This is a genomic window from Streptomyces sp. AP-93, from assembly GCF_022808175.1.
Lineage (GTDB): Bacteria > Actinomycetota > Actinomycetes > Streptomycetales > Streptomycetaceae > Streptomyces.
The window spans coordinates 15,957-33,834 of record NZ_JALGBX010000012.1; the positions used below are offsets into that span (position 1 = coordinate 15,957).

The following is a 17,878-nucleotide window of genomic DNA, read 5'->3' on the forward strand; positions in this document are numbered from 1 at the left end:
TTTCGTATGCCGACCGCAGGAACGTCAGGCACGTGAGGAAGAGGACCGTCATGAGCGAGCCGGTGAAGGGCCCCGCCAGTTACTTCCCCTCCATCGAGAAGAAGTACGGCCGTCCGGTCGCGGAGTGGCAGGAGCTCATCCGCGCCTCGCCGCTGACCAAGCACATGGAACTCGTCGCCTGGCTCAAGAGCGAGCACGGGATCGGGCACGGGCACGCCAACGCGCTCGTGAAGCACACGCTCGACGGGCGGTAGGGGGAGCCGCCCGGAGGAGTGGGCGAGGGCTTGTGGACGCACGCGTATGCGGCTGAGCTTCTCGGCGATGTTCCGTCTCATGCCGGGGGAGTTGACTGGTCCCCATGACGAAGACAACGCAGCAGACGCAGAACGACACCGACCTCCGCACGCTGGTCATCGGCGGCACGGGCAAGACGGGCCGGCGCGTGGCGGAGAAGCTCACCGCCCTGGGCCGTCCGGTCCGCATCGGGTCGCGCTCCGGTGAGCCGGCCTTCGACTGGAACGAGCCCGAGGGCTGGGGACCGGCCCTTGAGGGCGTGGACCGCGCGTACGTCACGTACTACCCCGACCTCGGCTTCCCCGGCGCCGCCGAGCAGGTCGGAGCCTTCGCCCGGGTGGCGGTGGCCGCCGGGGTGCGCCGACTGGTGCTGCTCTCGGGGCGCGGCGAAGAGGCGGCGCAGCGGAGCGAGGAGGCGCTGAAGGAGTCCGGTGCCGACTGGACCGTGGTGCGCGCGGCCTGGTTCAACCAGAACTTCGACGAGAGCTTCTTCCTGGAGCCGGTGCTCGCCGGCGAGATCGCCCTGCCGACGGGCGACTCCGTCGAGCCGTTCGTCGACGTCGATGACATCGCCGACGTGGTGGTGGCCGCGCTGACCGACGATCGGCACATCGGCCGGACGTACGAGCTCTCCGGCCCGCGGCTGCTCAGCTTCTCCGAGATCGCGGCCGAGCTGTCGAAGGCGACCGGGCGCGAGATCTCGTACGTCCCGGTCTCGGCCGAGGCCTACCGGGAGGTGCTGCGGGAGAACGGGCTGCCGGAGGAGTTCGTGGACCTGTTCACCCTGATCACGGACGGGCGCAACGCGCACCTGGTGGACGGGGTCGAGGAAGTGCTGGGCCGGGGGCCGCGGGACTTCGCGGACTTCGCGCGGGAGGCGGCGGCCCGTGGAGTCTGGGACGTGTAGGCGATGGGCCGTTCGAGAGTGGGCGGTTGGGGAGTGGCCGAGTGGGGAGTCGGCGGGCGGGGAGTGGGCGGGCGGGGACCGGGTGGGGAGAATGGGCCGATGGACACGCTGACGGCTCTGCTCGAAGGCCCCAAAGCCAAATCCGCCTTCCTCATCAAGTGCGCGTTCGACCCGCCCTGGTCGGTCCGGATCGAGGACCGGGCCCCGCTGTCGGTGATGACGATGGTGCACGGATCGGCGTGGCTGCTGCCGGACGGGGGCGAGCCGGTGCTCGTCGCGCCGGGTGAGGCGGTCCTGGTGCGGGGACCGGGTCCGTACACCCTCGCCGACGCCCAGGACACGCCCCCGCAGATCAGAGTGGGTCCGGACCAGCGGTGCAGCAGGGTGGACGGCGGGGAGGACGTGTCCGACTCCATGGCCCTGGGAGTACGGACGTGGGGCGCGGCGGAAGGCTCGGCGGTGCTGCTGAGCGGCACCTACCAGGACCCGGGCGAGATCGGCAGCCGCCTGCTCACCGCGCTTCCGCCGGTGCTGGTCGGCCCGGTGGACCCGACGCTGGTCGGGCTGCTGGGCGTCGAGATCTCCCGTACGGAGCCGGCCCAGGAGCTCGTTCTGAACCGGCTGCTGGACCTGCTGCTGATCGGCGTCGTACGCGGCTGGCTCGCGGAGCGGGGCGGCGCCGAGAACGACCCGGTCACCGGTCCGGCGCTGCGGCTGCTGCACGAGAACCCCGCGTACGGCTGGACCGTGGAGTCGCTGGCCCGCAAAGTCGGCGTCTCGCGGGCCGCGTTGGCCCGCCGCTTCACCGAGCTGGTCGGCGAACCCCCGATGTCGTATCTGACGGGCTGGCGGCTGGCCCTGGCGGCTGACCTGCTGCGCGACCCGTCCACGACGCTCGCCGCGGCCGCCCACCGGGTCGGCTACAGCTCGGCGTTCGCGCTCTCGACCGCCTTCAAGCGGGTACGGGGGGTCAGCCCGCGGGAGTACCGGGCGGGGGCGGGGGCGGGGGCGGGGGCGGCGGCCGCGGGGTAGGGGGCAGAGGGGGCAGGAGGTCAGGGGGCCCGGAGGTCCAGGACGCCCACCGTTTCGCCGTCGCTCTGTTCGCCCGTCGGGCGGAAGCCGAGGGAGAGGTAGAAGGGTTCGGGGGTGCCGGGGCCCGGGTGCCAGGTGACGTAGGCGTGGGAGGCGCCCCGGCGGCGGAGTTCGGCGATGACCGCCGTGACCGCGAAGCGGCCGTAGCCCTTGGACTGGTGGGCGGCCGATATGTTCAGGCGCCAGAGGCCGGAGCGGATGTCGTGGGGGTCCTCGGCCGGGTTCCAGGCGATGTCGAGGAAGGCCATCACGAAGCCGACGACCTCGTCGCCGTCGACGATCGCCCGGGGCCAGGCCGTCTCCCCGTGGGCGTCGGCCTCCGCCAGTGACTTCGCGACCGGGGAGACGAGGTGCTCCTGGTCGGGGCGGACCGACAGTGCGCTGACGGTGGCGAAGTTGTCGGGGGTGACCGGGGCGAGGCGGAGGGACGTGCGGAGGGACTTGACGGGTGTGCTCATTCGCGCAGCCTACGTGTGCGTTACATGTGGGTTGGCGGGGGCTGGGTGCGGCACCGGAGGTTCACTGGCCCGATGGCGGGGGTGGTGGCACGATCAACAGCCGTCGGGGGGCGGTGGGAGCCTCCCGCGTTTCGGATTTCGGGTTTCGGGTTTCGGGTTTCGGACTTACGGGGGCACAGCTGATGGGATCCACCGGCACCAGACTCTCCACCGCACTGCTCGTGCTGTCGACCGTACTGGTCGGCCTGATGGCTGGGCTGTTCTTCGCCTTCGACGTCTCGGTGATGCCGGGACTGGCGAAGACCGACGACCGTACGTACGTCACGGCGATGCAGAGCTTCAACGCCGTCATCGACGGCAACCCGCTCTTCGGGACGGTCTTCGTCGTCGCGCTGCTCGCCGCCTTCGCCGCGGCGTTCGTCGAGGCGAAGGCGGGGCGCCGTGCGGTCGCTCTGTGGGCCGCGGTGGCCGCGGCGGCGTACCTCGTCGTGCTCGTCGTCACCTTCGCGGTCAACATCCCGCTCAACAACGAGCTCGCCGACTTGGGTGACGCAGCGGAGCTGACCGACTTCTCGGCCGTCGAGAAGTTCAAGGGCACCTGGGAGACGGCGAACATCGTGCGCACCCTGCTCTGCGCGGCGGCGCTGACCGCCCTGGCGCGGGCGCTCGTACTGTACGGGCGGGCGACAGGGGCGGCGTCGGCGTCGGCGGCCGGGGCCGGCCGCTGACGGGCTAGGCGGCGGTCGCCAGGAGGGCCCAGGACTGGCAGGCCAGGGCGGCCGTGCACAGGGCGGTGCGCCAGCGGTTGGCGGGTACCCACTTCGTCTCGAACGCCGCGCGCACGGCGGCCGGATCGGCGATCCGCTCGGCGGGGCCGGCCGCCTCCAGGGCGTTGTTGAGCGGGATGTTCACCCGGCCGGTGACCGCGACGGCGAGCACGTAGAGGACGAGGGCGCCCGCCAGCGCGGGGAGCGGCGCGTGCTCGCCGGCGGGCAGGTGGAGGGCCAGGGCGAGGCCGGTGAAGAGGAGCGCGCCCAGGAAGGCCAGCATGAACCAGCCATTGATGATGGAGGTGTTCACGCGCTGCATGACGGAGATGAGGGTCCGGTCGTCGGAGCGTTTGAGGGCCGGCATCACCGAGACGTCGAAGGCGAAGAAGAGGCCGGCCATCAGGCCCGTGGTGAGCGTCGCGGCAACGAGGGCGGCGAGCCGTGCGATGTCCATACGGCCTGTCTATGTCCTTCCTCCTGGTTCTGTCCATGGTGGAGTGGGAGCCGAGTGGTCCACGGTGGAGTAGGGGCCGAGCCGAGCAGGCCGGAAAGGCTCGTGGTCGTGGTCGGCGGGCGGGGTACCCTCCGGCTGGGGCTGTGTTCGGATAATGGATTCCGCGATGCGGAAGTCTGGTCCGGAGCTCCGAGCCGCATCTCGGAGCCGGTCCCGGCGTAGACACCAGGAGGAACAGACCGTGACGGACCCCAAGGACCCGCAGGGCCGGCTGGACGCGCTGCGCGGCGACATCGAGCGCCGCAACCCCGCCCAGCCCGAGTTCCACCAGGCCGTACGGGAGGTCCTGGACACCCTGGCCCCCGTTTTCGCGGCACGTCCCGAATACGCGGAACCGGGTGTGGCCCTGCTGGAGCGGCTCACCGAGCCGGAGCGGCAGATCATCTTCCGGGTGCCGTGGCAGGACGACCGTGGTCGCGTCCACGTCAACCGTGGCTACCGCGTCGAATTCAACAGCGCGCTGGGCCCGTACAAGGGCGGCCTGCGCTTCCACCCGTCCGTGGACATCGGCGTCGTGAAGTTCCTCGGCTTCGAGCAGATCTTCAAGAACGCGCTGACCGGGCTCGGCATCGGCGGCGGCAAGGGCGGCAGCGACTTCGACCCGCGTGGCAGGTCCGGTGCCGAGGTCATGCGGTTCTGCCAGTCCTTCATGACCGAGCTCTACCGTCATATCGGTGAGCACACGGACGTTCCGGCGGGTGACATCGGTGTCGGCGGGCGTGAGATCGGCTATCTGTTCGGTCAGTACCGGCGCATCACCAACCGCTGGGAGGCCGGCGTCCTGACCGGCAAGGGCCAGGGCTGGGGCGGCTCGTTGATCCGCCCGGAGGCCACGGGCTACGGCAGCGTGCTGTTCGCCGCCGAGATGCTGGCGGTCAAGGGGCTGTCGCTCGACGGGCTGACGGCCGTTGTCTCCGGTTCGGGCAACGTGGCGCTGTACACGATCGAGAAGCTGCAGCAGCTGGGGGCGAACCCGCTGACCGCGTCCGACTCGCAGGGCTACGTGGTGGATGAGAAGGGCATCGATCTCGCGCTGCTGAAGCAGATCAAGGAGGTCGAGCGCGGGCGCGTGAGCGAGTACGCGCAGCGTCGCGGGCCGTCGGCGCGGTTCGTGCCGGGCGGCCGGGTGTGGGACGTGGCGGCGGAGGTGGCCTTCCCGTCGGCCACGCAGAACGAGCTGAACGCCGATGACGCGCGGACGCTGATCGCCAACGGGGTCAGGGCGGTGTCGGAGGGCGCGAACATGCCGACCACGCCGGAGGCGGTGCACCTGCTGCAGGCGGCCGGGGTGTCCTTCGGGCCCGGCAAGGCGGCGAACGCGGGCGGGGTCGCGGTGAGCGCGCTGGAGATGGCGCAGAACGCGGGGCGCGTGGCGTGGAGCGCGGAGCGGGTCGAGGCGGAGCTGGCGGGGATCATGCGGGACATCCATGCGGTGTCGTACGCGACCGCCGAGCGGTACGGCTCCGCCGGGGACTATGTGGCCGGGGCGAACATCGCTGGGTTTGAGCGGGTCGCTGACGCGATGTTGGCGCAGGGGTTGATCTGATGCGCTGACGCGCTGATGGGTTGACGCGCTGATGCGCTGATGCGCTGATGGGTTGAGGTAGGGGGCTGGGTGCGGGTCGGGGTGCCGCTGCGCGGGGGTGTCCCCTACCCGCCCTTCCTCCGTTCCCCGGGCTGCGCCCGGACCGCTGGGAGCCCGGGCTGCGCCCGGGCTCCCGGGGCTCCGCCCCGGACCCTGCGCCTCAAACGCCGGCGGGGCTGGGGTGGGCAGGCGCTGGTGGGGCAATGGTGGGCAAGCGCCGGTGGGGTTGGGGTGGGCGGACCTTTGTGGGTTGGGGTGGGGAGACCTTGGTGGGGCTGGGGTGGGTGGGGGTGGTCGTAGGGTGGGGCGGTTGATGGGTGATCGGACTCCGTGGGGGGACCAGTGCTGACCGCGCTTACCGGGGTGTACGGAGACAGGCCCGATGCCCTGCGGGTGGCCGGGCGGGATGCCTCCTATGAGGAGCTGCTCGGTGCGGCGCGTGCCGTGGCTGCCGATGTCGCCGGGGCGCCCGCCTTCGCGGTGACCGCGACGGCCTCGCTGGAGACCGTTGCCGCCGTCGTCGGCGGGCTGCTGGCCGGGGTGCCCTTCGTACCGCTGCCGCCCGACGCGGGGCCCGCCGAGCGGGAGCACATCCTGCGGGACTCCGGCGCGGTGCTCGTCGACGTGGACTTCGAACGGCGTGGAGACGGGGGCGCGGGTGCGGGGGTGGTGGCGGGCCCCGGGCGGCCGGCGCTGATTCTTTACACCTCCGGGACCACCGGGCCGCCCAAGGGCGTCGTCCTCACCGCCGAGGCCGTGGCCGCCGATCTCGACGCCCTCGCCGAAGCCTGGCAGTGGAGCGCCGAGGACACCCTCGTGCACGGGCTGCCGCTGTTCCATGTGCACGGGCTCGTTCTCGGGGTGCTCGGAGCGCTGCGGACCGGCAGCCGTCTCGTGCACACCGGGCGGCCCACCCCCGAGGCCTACGCGGAGGCCGGGGGCAGCCTGTACTTCGGGGTGCCGACCGTGTGGTCCCGTATCGCCGGGGCGCCGGCGGCCGCCGCCGCGCTGGGCGGGGCCCGGCTGCTCGTCTCCGGCAGTGCCGCGCTGCCCGCGCCGGTCTTCCGGGACCTGGAGCGACTGACCGGGCTGCGGCCCGTGGAGCGGTACGGGATGACCGAGACGCTGATCACCGTCAGCGGGCGCGCGGGCGGGGCGGTGCGGCCCGGAACGGTCGGTACTCCGATCCGGGGCGTCCGTACGCGGATCGTGGCCGAGGCGGGCGCCGAGATCGGCGAGCTGCAGGTGAGCGGGCCGACGCTGTTCTCCGGGTACCTGGGCCGGCCCGAGGCGACGGCGGCCGCCTATACCGAGGACGGGTGGTTCCGTACGGGCGACATCGCGGCCGTCGACGAGGCCGACGGAGTCCACCGGATCGTCGGCCGGGCCTCCATCGACATGATCAAGTCGGGCGGGTACCGGATCGGCGCCGGCGAGATCGAGAACGCTCTGCTGGATCACCCCAAGGTGAGCGAGGCGGCGGTGGTGGGGCTGCCGGACGCGGATCTCGGGCAGCGGATCGTGGCCTTCGTGGTCGCCGAGGGCGTCACGGGTCCGGAACTGACGGACTTCGTCGCCGCGCACCTGTCGGTGCACAAGCGGCCGCGCGAGGTGCGGTTCGTGGCGGCGATTCCGCGCAACGCGATGGGCAAGCCGCAGAAGAAGCTGCTGCTGGGCGACGCCTGACAGTATGTGTCTCGGCGCGGGCGGAGCGTAGGGGGCGCCCGGAAAAGGGCAGCGGGCCTTTCGGGCGGGGCCGGTAGCTTGCTCGCATGGACAAGACGTCTGATCAGGTCAGGACCGACCGGCGGGCGCTGATAGCCGCCGGAGTGACCGTCGTGCTGTGGGCCTCCGCGTTCGTTTCCATCCGCTCGGCGGCGGCGCACTTCGGGCCCGGAGCGCTGGCGTTCGGACGCTTGCTGACAGCCTCGGCCGCGCTCGGGCTGGTATTGGTCCTCAAACGGGTGCCACCGCCGCCGAAGCAGGCGTGGCCCGGGATCCTGGTCTCCGGGGTGCTCTGGTTCGGTCTCTACATGGTGACGCTGAACTGGGGCGAGCAGCTCGTGGACGCCGGCACCGCGGCCATGATCGTCAACATCGGCCCGATCGTGATCGCTCTGCTCAGCGGCTGGCTGTTGAAGGAGGGTTTCCCGCCCATGCTGTTGGCGGGCATGGCGGTCTCCTTCGCCGGAGCGGTGCTGGTCGGACTGTCCACCTCGAACGGTGGGACCGCCTCGCTGGGAGGGGTCCTCCTCTGCCTGGTCGCCGCGCTCACGTACGGAGCCGGGGTGGTCGCGCAGAAGCCGGCGCTGGCGTACGCGAGCCCGATCCAGGTGACCACGTACGGCTGCTTCGTCGGTACGGCCGTCACCCTGCCGTTCGTCGGGCAGCTCGTCGACCAGCTTCCCGGGGCCCCGCTCGACGCCGTCCTCAACATGCTTTACCTGGGGCTCTTCCCGACCGCGCTCGCCTTCACCACCTGGACGTACGCGCTGTCGCGGACCACCGCGGGGAAGATGGGCGCGACCACCTACGCGGTGCCCGCCGTCGTGGTGCTCATCGCCTGGATCGCCCTCGATGAGATCCCGGCCGCGCTGACCCTGCTCGGCGGTGCGGTCTGCCTCGCAGGCGTCGCCGTCTCCCGGCGGCGACGGGGCCCGGCCTAGGGCCTGTCCACGTAGCCGAGGGTTCGGTTCATGGCGATGGCCGCGGTGTTCGCGGGGTGGTGCATCGTGCGGATGACGGGGGCTCCGCGGTGGTCGGCGAAGGCGATGCCGAGGGTCTTCATGGCGAGGGAGATGCCGCGGCCCCGGTAGGAGGCGCGGACGCCGGTCATCTCGTTGAAGGCGAAGCCGTCGGCGAGATGGAGGGAGGTCGCCGCCATGCCGATCCACGTGCCGTCCTCGTCCCGGGCGACGATGATGCCGGCCGGGTCGTAGGAGGGCGTTGCGAAGCGTAGGCGTGTGTAGGCGTCGTAGGAGTGGAAGGCGCCTCGCTCGGGGATATCGGCCGAGCATTCCTTGTTCAGGTCGTAGAGCCTGCGGCGCTCGTCCTCTGCGTCGCCGAGTCGGGCGAGGGTCGTGAAGCTGAAGCCCGCCGCGCGGCACCGGTCGACGTACCGCGTGAACCGGGCGGAGTCGAAGGTGCGGACCGTGAGTTCGAGGCGGACCCAGTCGACGCTCACGTGAGGCGCAGGTCTATGAAGGGCACGGTGTCGCCGGGGAGGACGTAGCGGTCGACTTCGGTGAAGCCGGCTCGTCGCGCGAAGGTGAGGCCCTCCGGGTTGGAGGCGAGGACCACGGTCTCGATCACCTCGGCGCCCAGGGCCCGTGCCTGGGCGAGGGCGTATGCGTACAGGTCCCGGCCGAAACCCCGTCCCCGGTGGGTGGGAAGGACGCGCGCGATCACGGTGGCGGTCGTGGAGCCGGCGGTGGGGGGTCGGACCGTCGTGCATCCGACGAGGGTGTCGCCGAGGTGGGCGATGTGCAGGACGTGGCGCGCGGAGCGTTCCCGTATCTCTTCGAGGGAGAGGACGGCCGTCGGGATGACCGTGTTGTGGACGTGCTGCCAGTCGTGCAGGGCCGCTTCGGAGGCGGCGTGCACCGGGTGGATGCGGAGGGCGGAAGCCGGCGGCGGGGTGTCCTGGGCGGCGGCGTCGAGGAGGACGCGGGCCAGGGCGGAGGGGGCGGAGAACATCGGCCAGTGGCCCGTGTCCAGGGTGACCAGCTGCCAGTCCGGGCCGGTGGACAGGAGCTCCGCCACGTCGGGGTGGGGTTCGGCGCCGTCCAGCAGGCATTTGACGTAGGTCGCGGGGAGCTCGGCGAGCGGGTGGGTCAGTACGGCCGGCTCGGTGAGCGTGGCGCCCGGGTGCGGGGTCGCGTCCGCGAGGAGCCTGGCGATCTGTTCGGAGGTGAGGCCCTGGCCCTCGTAGTCGGCGGCCTGCTGGGGTGGCCAGAAGCCGTTGTTCGCCGCGATGGAGGACTCCACGGCCGAGCGGCCCTCGGGCCAGGCGGAGACGAAGGAGCCGTTGTGGGTGGGGACGTTGGCGTCGACGAAGACCACCCGGTTCAGGCGGGCGCCGATCCGCTCGGCGGCCTGGCCGACCGGGATGCCGGCGTAACTGTGGCCCACCAGGACCACATCGCGCAGACCGAGCCCGTCGATGGCGTCGACTATGTCCGTGACGTGCGTCTGCTGGCCGGCCGCGACGCCCTGCTTGTCCGCGAGGCCGGACAGGGTCAACGCGTGGACCTCGTGGTCGCCGCCGCCCGTGGTGCGCAGTGCGGTGCGCAGTTCGGCGGCCACCTCGTCCCATGCCGACGCTCCCAGCCAGGTGCCTGCCACCAGTACGAATTCAGTCATGAACGTACGTTAATCGAACCGGATGTCGGCGGTGAGGGGCAGGTGATCGCTGGGGGTGGCGGGGAGCGTACGGACGTGGTTCACGCTGCCCGAGCGGGCCAGGATCTGGTCGATCCGGGCCAGGGGGTACGGGCGCGGGTCAGCGGACGACGTCCAAGATGTTCAGCTGCAGGCCGTTGGCGTACGCCTCGTGCTCGACGAGCTTCAGCTTCTGCGCGTCCTTGTCGGTGGCGCTGAAGAGCCGCTTGCCCGCGCCGAGCAGCAGCGGGAAGACCAGCAGGTGGTAGCGGTCGATCAGGCCGGCGTCGGAGAGGGCCAGGTTCAGGGTGGCGCTGCCGTGGACGATGATCGGGCCGCCCTCGGTCTCCTTCAGCGCGGCGACCTCGTCGAGCGAGCGCAGGATCGAGGTCTCGCCCCAGTTCGACACAAGGTCGTCCTCGGTGAGGGTGGTGGAGACGACGTACTTGGGCATCTCCTTGTAGTCGGCGAAGTCCTCCATGCCGGGCCACACCGGGCTGAACGCCTCGTAGCTGGTCCGGCCCAGGAGCATCGCGGAGGCTTCCTTCTGCTCCCGGCCCTTGATCTCGAACGCCTCGGGCAGGAACTCGATGTTCTTGAAGGTCCAGCCGGAGTTGCGGTACCCGGGCTCGCCGCCCGGGGCCTCCATGACGCCGTCGAGGGAGATGAAGGCGGAGCTGATCAGGGTGCGCATCGGGGGTTCCTCGGAATCTCGTGTCGGGCTCTCGGCGGTCCGTCCGGCGCGCCCCCGCGACCACTTGCGTGGCTGCCGCGGCGCACCTTTCATGATCTAAGACCATGGTCCCCCGGGAAACTCATCGGTCCCTGCGAAATTTCTTTCGGCACAGGTGTGAGTCCTCCCGCGGTGTGCGTCCTCGGTCGTCCTCAGTCGTCCTCAGCCGCGGTCCGCACTCGGTTCGGCGGCGTCCGAGGGTGCTTCCGGTTTCGTGTGGAGGATCTCGCGGGCCTGTTCGGCGGCGCGGGCGATGCTCTCGGAGACGAAGTCGAGGAAGCGGGCGATGTTCTCCATGCGGGTGCCGGCCGGGGTGCCGGCGCCGAGGACGGCGACGCCCTGCCGTGCCGTCTCGACGATCTGGGCGGCGGAGCGGGCGCTGGCCATCATCGACTGGTACCAGATGTCGTCGTCGACGACGTAGCGCTCGCGGCGGCCTTCCCCGCGTTCCCGGCGGACGAGGCCCTGCTCCTCCAGGAACGTGATCGACTTCGACACGGACGCCGGGCTGACCTGGAGGCGCTGGACGAGTTCCGACGCGGTGAGGCTGCCCGTGTCGGTGAGGTTGAGGCAGGCCATCACCCGGGCCGCCATGCCGGGCATGCCCGAAGCCATCATGACGGTGGTGAACACCTCCCCGTAGGCGCGCACGGCCTCGGCGTCCCGTCCGTAGGCCTGCGGGGCCGCCTGCGGTCCGCGGGGCACGGGTTGCTTGCGCCGGTGCGCACGGGCTTCGGTGGCGCGGTGGGCCAGGTCGGCGCGGTATGCGCCGGGACCGCCGTTGCGCATGACCTCGCGCGTGATGGTCGAGGTCGGTCGGTCCAGCTGCCTGGCGATCTCCGCGTAGGCGAGGCCGTCAGCCACTCCCAGGGCGATCTGCTGGCGTTCCTGCTGGGTGAGCCTGCCTCCCGGCATCGCGGTCTCCTTCGTGGGTTGTCGTGCCCCCAGTATAGCGTTCACTTCCATCTCATTGCAACGCAACGCCGTGCGGTCGTTGCATTTGATTTCAGGCTTTCGCAACGATTGAATGGCTCTGACCTGCACATATTGAGGTTCATCGCAACGAACTGCTTGCCGAGGATTGGAAAGCAACGTAGCTTTTCCCTCATCGGAAACAACGAGTCGCAGGAGAAGATCATGCAGAAGTTCGCCACCACCGCCCCGATCTCCACCGTTCTGGACATCCCCGCCGGCATCGTCCGCTTCATCGCCGCGGACCGCGCGGACACCGCGGTCGAGGTCCGGCCCGCCGACGCCTCGAAGGGCCGCGACGTGAAGGCGGCCGAGCAGACCCGGGTCGAGTACGCCGACGGGGTCCTGCGGATCGAGGCCTCGGTGAAGAACCAGTACCTGGGCGCCTCCGGTTCCATCGAGGTGACCGTCCAGCTGCCCGCCGGCTCCCGCGTCGAGGTGAAGGCGGCCAGCGCCGAACTCCGGGGCGTCGGACGCCTCGGTGACGTCCTCTTCGAGGGCGCGCAGGGCTCGGTGAAGCTCGATGAGGCCGCGAGCGCCCAGCTGACCCTCGCGGCCGGCGACGTCTCGATCGGCCGCCTGGGCGGCCCCGCCCGGATCAGCACCCAGAAGGGCGACCTGCGCATCACCGAGGCCCTGCGCGGCACGGTCGAACTGCGCACCGAGTACGGCGAGATCTCGGTCGGCGCCGCCCGCGGGGTCAGCGCCACCCTCGAGGCCGGCACCTCCCTCGGCCGGATCCACAACGCCCTGCACAACGCCGACGGCGCCGCCGCCCTCGCCATCCACGCGACCACCGCCTACGGCGACATCACCGCCCGCAGCCTCTGACATCCGTAAAGGAGCATTCCTCATGACCACCTTGGCCATCACGGCGAACGGGCTGCGCAAGTCCTACGGCGACAAGACCGTCCTCGACGGCATCGACCTGGCCGTCCCCGAAGGAACCGTCTTCTCCCTGCTCGGCCCGAACGGTGCGGGCAAGACCACCGCCGTCAAGATCCTCTCCACCCTTGTCTCTCCCGATCCCGCCTCCGGCGAGATCCGGGTCGGCGGCCACGACCTGGCCGCCGACCCGCGGGCGGCCCGCGCCGCGATCGGTGTGACGGGGCAGTTCTCGGCGGTGGATGGGCTGATCACTGGTGAGGAGAACATGCTTCTCATGGCGGATCTGCATCACCTGCCGAAGGGGGAGGGGCGGCGGGTCACTGCCGAGTTGCTGGAGCGGTTCGACCTGGTGGAGGCGGCGAAGAAGCCTGCTTCGACTTACTCGGGCGGTATGAAGCGCCGCCTCGACATTGCGATGACGCTGGTCGGTGATCCGCGGATCATCTTTCTCGACGAGCCGACGACCGGTCTGGATCCCCGTTCGCGGCACAACATGTGGCAGATCATCCGTGAGCTGGTCACCGGCGGTGTGACGGTCTTCCTGACCACGCAGTATCTGGAGGAGGCGGATGAACTCGCGGACCGTATCGCGGTGTTGAACGACGGAAAGATCGCCGCGGAGGGCAGTGCCGAGGAGTTGAAGCGGATGATCCCGGGTGGGCATGTGCGCCTGCGGTTCTCCGACCCGGCCGCCTACCGGTCCGCCATCGCGGTACTCGGCGAGGTCAGCCGGGATGACGAGGCGCTGGCGTTGCAGATTCCCAGCGACGGCAGCCAGCGTGCGCTGCGCTCGATCCTCGACCGGCTGGACTCGGCCGGCGTCGAGGCGGACGAGCTGACCGTGCACACGCCTGATCTCGATGACGTGTTCTTCGCCCTGACCGGCACCGACTCCCGCCCCGGCTCTTCCACCCTCCCCAGCCAGTCCAAGGAGAACGTCCGATGAGTTCCCTGTCCCTTGCGGTCCGTGATTCGTCGACGATGCTGCGCCGCAACCTCCTGCACGCCCGCCGCTACCCGTCGCTGACGCTGAACCTGCTGCTCACGCCGATCATGCTCCTGCTGTTGTTCGTCTACATCTTCGGAGATGTGATGAGCGCGGGCATCGGCGGCGGCGGCCGCTCCGACTACATCGCCTACCTCGTGCCGGGCCTGCTGCTGATGACCATCGGGAGTACGACGATCGGCACCGCGGTGTCGGTCTCCAACGACATGACCGAGGGCATCATCGCCCGTTTCCGGACGATGGCGATCCACCGTGGTGCGGTGCTCATCGGGCACGTCATCGGCAGCGTGCTGCAGTCGATCGCGAGCGTGGTCCTCGTCGGAGCCGTCGCCGTGGCCATCGGGTTCCGCTCCACGAACGCCACGGCCCTGGAGTGGCTGGCGGCGTTCGGGCTGCTCGTGTTGTTCGCGCTGGCGTTCACCTGGATCGCGGTCGGCATGGGGCTGATCAGCCCGAACGCGGAGGCTGCCAGCAACAATGCGCTGCCGATGATCCTGCTGCCGCTGCTGTCGAGTGCTTTCGTTCCGGTCGAGGGGATGCCGGGCTGGTTCCAGCCCATCGCCCAGTACCAGCCCTTCACCCCGGCCATCGAAACCCTGCGCGGGCTGCTGCTGGGCAGCGAGATCGGCAACAACGGCTGGATCGCGGTCGCCTGGTGCCTGGGCCTCGCGGTCCTCGGCTACTTCTGGTCGGCCGCGAAGTTCAACAGTGACCCGAAGTAGCGGCCGAGGCAGCACAGGCCCCCTCCCGCACCCCCGCTCCGCCCCAAGGCGGCGTACCCCGACAACACGTCGGAGTGCGCCGCCTCGTTCGTATGTCCTCCACGGTGGCCCGCTCGCGGTTCTTGTCGGCCGGCCGCCTGAAGGCTGTCGCCGTCACCGGGACGAGGAGTCCCCGATCAGGGTTCTCGTACGTCCTCGGCCGCGGACCGTGGATCCCAGGGGCCAGCCCCTGGACCCCGCCAGCGCCTGGCCGCGCTGGACCGGCCGCGGGATGGGGGGCTACTCGCCCCCCAGACCCCCTCGCCAGGCGCTCGGGCGCCCTGGACCCGCTCCCCCTCACGCCCTGCCCCAGCTCCCTGACGGTCGCCGGGGCACCCCTCGGGCGCTGGGCGCCCTCACTGGGCATGAGGGGCGTGGAGTAAAGACGACACATCACGGATCGGGCTGAGGAGGGGGGATGCGGGTCCGAACGGAGGTACGGGCCGGAGGGGGTGACGGTGTGTCGGTTGATGTCCGGGGGAGGGAGACCGGATGTCAGCCGCCCGTTGTCGGTGGGTCAGACGGAAGGTGTTCGGGGCCCGGGTCACTGCGGGGGGAAGACGGTGCCCGTTGCTGCCGTCGGCCAGGTTGCTCTTAGTAAGAGGGGCGCCGCGAACTTAAGCCTCTGACCTGCTGGTTTGTTGGGTGGGATGTGTCCCCCAGGACACATTTGGAGCTTCGAAATGTAGCGCTGGCGAGCACATTTCGCGGGAAAATCAAGTCCCAGTGGATTTTCTGGCGACGGCGATCGATCTCCCATCGATGCAGGTCAGAAGGTCGCCGGCGCGCCGATGGGCCGGTGTGGGCATGTGAAAGACAAGCAGTTGTGGACTTTTTGGGCGCTGTGTTGCGAGGAAACTCCATGCACTCTTGAGTTTTGGGCGGCTGCCCCGGTCGAACCGGGCACTCTCAGGGGTGACTTCTGCTGCGCCTGTGCGCCAAAAGACAACTACACGTTGATTTTCTGGATAGCCTCGGACCGTCTGAGCAACGAGGAGGCTCTGTGGCACCTGATCCGCCCGCCCGTCATCGGCAGCGCGGGCCCCGGACCGTTCCTGCTCCCACGCTCGCGGGAGAGGAAGCGGAGTACGGAGACATCCTGGCCGTCCTGGGACAACAGCTTGGGGAGCAGGCGGCGCAGGCCGCTGACTCCGGGGGGCGCCGTCGGCTTACGGGAGTCCACTTCGAGTACGTGCCGGAGCCGAAAGCCGTCCACGACATGGCCGGAGACACTGGCTACAGCCTGGCGAGCAACTGGTTCACGCAGCTGCTGGCTCAGCTCGCCGTCGCGAACAGCATCACCAAGTCCCAGCTCTGCGTCTTCCTTTTCGTGGCCGGCGGGCAGGTGCCGGGGACCGGTATCGCCCAGTACACCCAGCAGGAGATCACAGACGGGCTGAACAGGATCGCCGTGCAGAAGGGCGGCAAGATGATCACGCGGTCCACGGTCAACCGCGCCGTGCAGGCGCTGTGCGGCTACAACTGGGTCGAGAAGGCTGGCAACGGCCGCATCCAGATCAACGTGCGCCTGTGGTTCCACGGCAACAGCACGGCTCAGCAGCAGGTGCTTGCCGAGATTGCCGAGCGCCACGACCACGACACCGGGAGGTTCCCCCACTCGGTGGGTCCGCAAGGCATCCATCAGGAGGAGCTCGACCTCGGCGTCGTCATCGAACAGACTGCTCGCGGAAGGCGGCGTACCGGGTGAGCGTGCCGCCGGTCCCCCGTGCGGGTATCTGCTCCAGAGGAAGGCTGTCCCATGGCTAACGTCATGTCCCCGATCATCGCGGAGCGCATCTGGGCCCTGCCTCTCTCGGGGGCTGCCGTCAAGTTCCTCCAGTACCTCGTCTCCCGCAGTGACTTCGGAGGAGTGCTCCCGGTCCGCCAGAAGGACATGGCGGCCGAGTACGGGGTCACGCCCCAGGCCGTCAGCGCGCTCATGGCGCCCCTGTGCGAGCTGAACATCGTGCTCAGACCGCGCAGCGAGGAGCGCAAAGGCAACTCGTACCGGCTCCACCCGCTCGCGGCGAAGTACGAGAACCCCGAGACCATGGAGGTTGCCTTCCGTGAGGCCTTGGTCCGCATCCAGGCGGGGGACCTCCTCAACCTGAAGCTGCCGACGTACCATCAGGCCCCGCCCACTGCGACCGGCCGTCCGAAGCTGGAAGTCGCCTGAGGCGGACCAGGCCTTCGCCGCCTCCCTTGCCGATTGGGACTGTGCGTCGGGTTCTTGACCGGGCTGAGCGGATGCCGGCGGTGGCTACGCGCCGCTGACGGCGCGGAGTTCTCGGTGCTGCCTCTTGGGAGGCGCGGTTTCGTAGTGGGGGGCCGACGGTTCGCCGAGCGTGCCGTTCTGGATGCTGCGGGCTGCTTCCCGTACCGCGGCCACGAGGGCTTCGACGGTCTCGTAGCCCGCGATGTCGGGATGCAAGATGTACGTGCGGTAGCTGTGCTCCGGCCGCAGGACGAGGTGTCGGTCGACCAGTGAGGCCATAGCGGTCGACGCGGCGTTCTTGCTGAGGCCCACGCGAGCCGCGAGTTCCTGCTGGGACATCCGGACCTCGCCGCCCGGCTCCTGGAGGTCGACCAGCGCGCTCAGAAGGTCTTGGGCGCCGCGGGAGAGCTCCAGCTTGTGGAGCATTCCGTGCCCGAAGGTCGCCTGGATCAGCATGATGCCTCCTCCTGGTCCGGACCGAGTTCCAGCTGCGTGCTTCGTGGGGCGGGTGGGGCGTTGAGCAGGGGAAACGCGCCCTCTGGGGTCCCTTGCCGCAGCTTAGCCAGAATCTCCTGCCGACGATCCCCGTTGCCCATGAAGCCGATCAGGGGATTCACGAAGAGGACCCCGGGGCGGACCCATGAGGACGGCGAGGACCTCGCTGAGGAACTCGTTGCTGACGGCGCTGAAGCCGACCGTCCCGTACATCTCGTGCGGGGCCCGCTGTGTGACCCGGACACTGACGTCGACCTGCTGGACCGGCCGGCCCCGCACCGGGGTCTTCCCGATGAGGTCCGCGAACTTCTCGGTCAGCGTCTCCCTGAACTCCTCGCCGGTGTCGGAGACGGGGACGAGCGGAGGCTGCGCGCCTGACGCTCGACGGATGGGCTGGGGACGCGCCATGTGCGTGGGTTCCGTCCTCACTCAAGGGGGAAGTCGTCACGCCGCCTAGTGGGTTGTCCCAGTGCGCTGGGGCAAATTCTCCCAGCCGGTGTGACTTTTGCGTGTTGGCGCCGGTGCTCGCTTCGTCGGTACGGGTCGGATATCCGGGGGCAGGCCGAGGGGGGCTTCCCTCTCAGGCAAGCAGCACGGTGGCTGATGCCGTCTGTGGTGCGGAGTAGTGCCCGCACGCCGGATGCAGGGTGCGGCCGCCCTCCTCCGACAGGGCGCCAGGGAGGTCATCGACTGCATCGCCCACCGTTACTGACCGCATCTGGGCCGAGCGAGAATCGAGTCCGGGGCTGTTGGCGAAGGGGGATGGTCGTGAGGTACACGCTGAACTTGTGGCGTCGAGAGCTCGGAG

General features: G+C 70.1%; 20 protein-coding genes and 1 pseudogene. 12 read left to right on the top strand and 9 right to left on the bottom strand.

The window, feature by feature from the left end; translation table 11 throughout:
* Positions 1-50 precede the first annotated feature (50 nt).
* From MTF69_RS20560 to MTF69_RS20570, 3 genes are all read left to right on the top strand, one after another.
* On the top strand, positions 51-254 hold the full coding sequence (locus tag MTF69_RS20560) for a DUF4287 domain-containing protein (protein WP_243336399.1): 204 nt from the start codon (positions 51-53) through the stop codon (positions 252-254).
* Positions 255-358: 104 nt separating this feature from the next.
* Complete coding sequence (locus MTF69_RS20565; protein WP_243336400.1) at positions 359-1,201, top strand: NAD(P)H-binding protein; 843 nt, start codon at positions 359-361, stop codon at positions 1,199-1,201.
* A 99-nt stretch (positions 1,202-1,300) separates the two neighbouring features.
* Positions 1,301-2,233, top strand: coding sequence for an AraC family transcriptional regulator (locus MTF69_RS20570; RefSeq protein WP_243336401.1), 933 nt, complete (start codon positions 1,301-1,303; stop codon positions 2,231-2,233).
* A gap of 20 nt (positions 2,234-2,253) precedes the next feature.
* Here MTF69_RS20570 and MTF69_RS20575 read toward each other — a convergent pair whose 3' ends face one another.
* On the bottom strand, positions 2,254-2,751 hold the full coding sequence (locus MTF69_RS20575; protein ID WP_243336402.1) for a GNAT family N-acetyltransferase: 498 nt from the start codon (positions 2,749-2,751) through the stop codon (positions 2,254-2,256).
* Positions 2,752-2,933: 182 nt separating this feature from the next.
* Here MTF69_RS20575 and MTF69_RS20580 point away from each other — a divergent pair, with 182 nt between their 5' ends.
* Positions 2,934-3,479: a DUF1772 domain-containing protein gene (locus MTF69_RS20580; protein ID WP_243336403.1), complete on the top strand. Its 546-nt coding sequence runs from the start codon at positions 2,934-2,936 to the stop codon at positions 3,477-3,479.
* A gap of 4 nt (positions 3,480-3,483) precedes the next feature.
* Here MTF69_RS20580 and MTF69_RS20585 read toward each other — a convergent pair whose 3' ends face one another.
* The gene (locus tag MTF69_RS20585) at positions 3,484-3,975 is read right to left on the bottom strand and encodes a DUF1772 domain-containing protein (protein ID WP_243336404.1); all 492 of its coding nucleotides are present in this window, start codon (positions 3,973-3,975) and stop codon (positions 3,484-3,486) included.
* A 241-nt stretch (positions 3,976-4,216) separates the two neighbouring features.
* Between MTF69_RS20585 and gdhA the strand changes: the two genes are divergently transcribed.
* The 3 genes from gdhA to MTF69_RS20600 all read left to right on the top strand — a co-directional run bounded on the left by gdhA (position 4,217) and on the right by MTF69_RS20600 (position 8,286).
* Positions 4,217-5,581 (top strand): NADP-specific glutamate dehydrogenase, encoded by a 1,365-nt coding sequence (gene gdhA, locus MTF69_RS20590; RefSeq protein WP_243336405.1) that lies wholly within the window; start codon positions 4,217-4,219, stop codon positions 5,579-5,581.
* A gap of 381 nt (positions 5,582-5,962) precedes the next feature.
* Positions 5,963-7,306, top strand: a complete 1,344-nt coding sequence (locus MTF69_RS20595; RefSeq protein WP_243336406.1) for an AMP-binding protein — start codon at positions 5,963-5,965, stop codon at positions 7,304-7,306.
* Positions 7,307-7,392: 86 nt separating this feature from the next.
* Complete coding sequence (locus MTF69_RS20600; RefSeq protein ID WP_243336407.1) at positions 7,393-8,286, top strand: DMT family transporter; 894 nt, start codon at positions 7,393-7,395, stop codon at positions 8,284-8,286.
* Here the strand turns inward: MTF69_RS20600 and MTF69_RS20605 are convergent.
* The 5 genes and pseudogenes from MTF69_RS20605 to MTF69_RS20630 all read right to left on the bottom strand — a co-directional run bounded on the left by MTF69_RS20605 (position 8,283) and on the right by MTF69_RS20630 (position 11,648).
* Positions 8,283-8,804 carry a GNAT family N-acetyltransferase gene (locus MTF69_RS20605; protein ID WP_243336408.1) on the bottom strand — a complete coding sequence of 174 codons (522 nt, stop codon included), beginning with the start codon at positions 8,802-8,804 and terminating at the stop codon, positions 8,283-8,285. The two genes, MTF69_RS20600 and MTF69_RS20605, sit on opposite strands and share 4 nt — an antisense overlap.
* A complete protein-coding gene (locus tag MTF69_RS20610) occupies positions 8,801-9,232 on the bottom strand; it encodes a GNAT family N-acetyltransferase (protein ID WP_243336676.1) in 432 nt (143 codons plus the stop codon). Before MTF69_RS20610 ends, MTF69_RS20605 begins: the two co-directional genes overlap by 4 nt.
* A 30-nt stretch (positions 9,233-9,262) precedes the next feature.
* Positions 9,263-9,982: pseudogene (locus MTF69_RS20615) on the bottom strand (alpha/beta fold hydrolase); the annotation flags it as partial.
* Between the two features lie 139 nt (positions 9,983-10,121).
* A complete protein-coding gene (locus tag MTF69_RS20625; protein WP_243336409.1) occupies positions 10,122-10,694 on the bottom strand; it encodes a dihydrofolate reductase family protein in 573 nt (190 codons plus the stop codon).
* Between the two features lie 201 nt (positions 10,695-10,895).
* The gene (locus MTF69_RS20630) at positions 10,896-11,648 is read right to left on the bottom strand and encodes a helix-turn-helix domain-containing protein (protein WP_243336410.1); all 753 of its coding nucleotides are present in this window, start codon (positions 11,646-11,648) and stop codon (positions 10,896-10,898) included.
* 222 nt (positions 11,649-11,870) lie between these two features.
* Here MTF69_RS20630 and MTF69_RS20635 point away from each other — a divergent pair, with 222 nt between their 5' ends.
* From MTF69_RS20635 to MTF69_RS20655, 5 genes are all read left to right on the top strand, one after another.
* Positions 11,871-12,536 (top strand): DUF4097 family beta strand repeat-containing protein, encoded by a 666-nt coding sequence (locus tag MTF69_RS20635; protein WP_243336411.1) that lies wholly within the window; start codon positions 11,871-11,873, stop codon positions 12,534-12,536.
* Between the two features lie 22 nt (positions 12,537-12,558).
* A complete protein-coding gene (locus MTF69_RS20640; protein ID WP_243336412.1) occupies positions 12,559-13,539 on the top strand; it encodes an ATP-binding cassette domain-containing protein in 981 nt (326 codons plus the stop codon).
* Positions 13,536-14,321: an ABC transporter permease gene (locus MTF69_RS20645; protein WP_243336413.1), complete on the top strand. Its 786-nt coding sequence runs from the start codon at positions 13,536-13,538 to the stop codon at positions 14,319-14,321. The genes MTF69_RS20640 and MTF69_RS20645 overlap by 4 nt, the downstream gene beginning before the upstream one ends.
* A 1,042-nt stretch (positions 14,322-15,363) precedes the next feature.
* A complete protein-coding gene (locus tag MTF69_RS20650) occupies positions 15,364-16,068 on the top strand; it encodes a hypothetical protein (protein ID WP_243336414.1) in 705 nt (234 codons plus the stop codon).
* Between the two features lie 51 nt (positions 16,069-16,119).
* Positions 16,120-16,536: a hypothetical protein gene (locus MTF69_RS20655; protein WP_243336415.1), complete on the top strand. Its 417-nt coding sequence runs from the start codon at positions 16,120-16,122 to the stop codon at positions 16,534-16,536.
* An 84-nt stretch (positions 16,537-16,620) separates the two neighbouring features.
* Here MTF69_RS20655 and MTF69_RS20660 read toward each other — a convergent pair whose 3' ends face one another.
* Together MTF69_RS20660 and MTF69_RS20665 are read right to left on the bottom strand one after the other, a co-directional pair.
* On the bottom strand, positions 16,621-17,031 hold the full coding sequence (locus tag MTF69_RS20660) for a winged helix-turn-helix domain-containing protein (protein ID WP_243336416.1): 411 nt from the start codon (positions 17,029-17,031) through the stop codon (positions 16,621-16,623).
* A gap of 102 nt (positions 17,032-17,133) precedes the next feature.
* Positions 17,134-17,478, bottom strand: a complete 345-nt coding sequence (locus tag MTF69_RS20665) for a hypothetical protein (protein ID WP_243336417.1) — start codon at positions 17,476-17,478, stop codon at positions 17,134-17,136.
* Between the last annotated feature and the right edge of the window lie 400 nt (positions 17,479-17,878).

Bases quoted from the DNA above. Each gene is read 5' to 3' on its own strand.
- MTF69_RS20575 (WP_243336402.1), bottom strand. From the start codon at position 2,751: ATGAGCACACCCGTCAAGTCCCTCCGCACGTCCCTCCGCCTCGCCCCG.
- MTF69_RS20570 (WP_243336401.1), top strand. From the start codon at position 1,301: ATGGACACGCTGACGGCTCTGCTCGAAGGCCCCAAAGCCAAATCCGCC.
- MTF69_RS20580 (WP_243336403.1), top strand. From the start codon at position 2,934: ATGGGATCCACCGGCACCAGACTCTCCACCGCACTGCTCGTGCTGTCG.
- MTF69_RS20625 (WP_243336409.1), bottom strand. From the start codon at position 10,694: ATGCGCACCCTGATCAGCTCCGCCTTCATCTCCCTCGACGGCGTCATG.
- MTF69_RS20640 (WP_243336412.1), top strand. From the start codon at position 12,559: ATGACCACCTTGGCCATCACGGCGAACGGGCTGCGCAAGTCCTACGGC.
- MTF69_RS20665 (WP_243336417.1), bottom strand. From the start codon at position 17,478: ATGGCGCGTCCCCAGCCCATCCGTCGAGCGTCAGGCGCGCAGCCTCCG.
- MTF69_RS20600 (WP_243336407.1), top strand. From the start codon at position 7,393: ATGGACAAGACGTCTGATCAGGTCAGGACCGACCGGCGGGCGCTGATA.
- MTF69_RS20565 (WP_243336400.1), top strand. From the start codon at position 359: ATGACGAAGACAACGCAGCAGACGCAGAACGACACCGACCTCCGCACG.
- MTF69_RS20630 (WP_243336410.1), bottom strand. From the start codon at position 11,648: ATGCCGGGAGGCAGGCTCACCCAGCAGGAACGCCAGCAGATCGCCCTG.
- MTF69_RS20635 (WP_243336411.1), top strand. From the start codon at position 11,871: ATGCAGAAGTTCGCCACCACCGCCCCGATCTCCACCGTTCTGGACATC.
- MTF69_RS20560 (WP_243336399.1), top strand. From the start codon at position 51: ATGAGCGAGCCGGTGAAGGGCCCCGCCAGTTACTTCCCCTCCATCGAG.
- MTF69_RS20645 (WP_243336413.1), top strand. From the start codon at position 13,536: ATGAGTTCCCTGTCCCTTGCGGTCCGTGATTCGTCGACGATGCTGCGC.
- MTF69_RS20585 (WP_243336404.1), bottom strand. From the start codon at position 3,975: ATGGACATCGCACGGCTCGCCGCCCTCGTTGCCGCGACGCTCACCACG.
- MTF69_RS20655 (WP_243336415.1), top strand. From the start codon at position 16,120: ATGGCTAACGTCATGTCCCCGATCATCGCGGAGCGCATCTGGGCCCTG.
- MTF69_RS20660 (WP_243336416.1), bottom strand. From the start codon at position 17,031: ATGCTGATCCAGGCGACCTTCGGGCACGGAATGCTCCACAAGCTGGAG.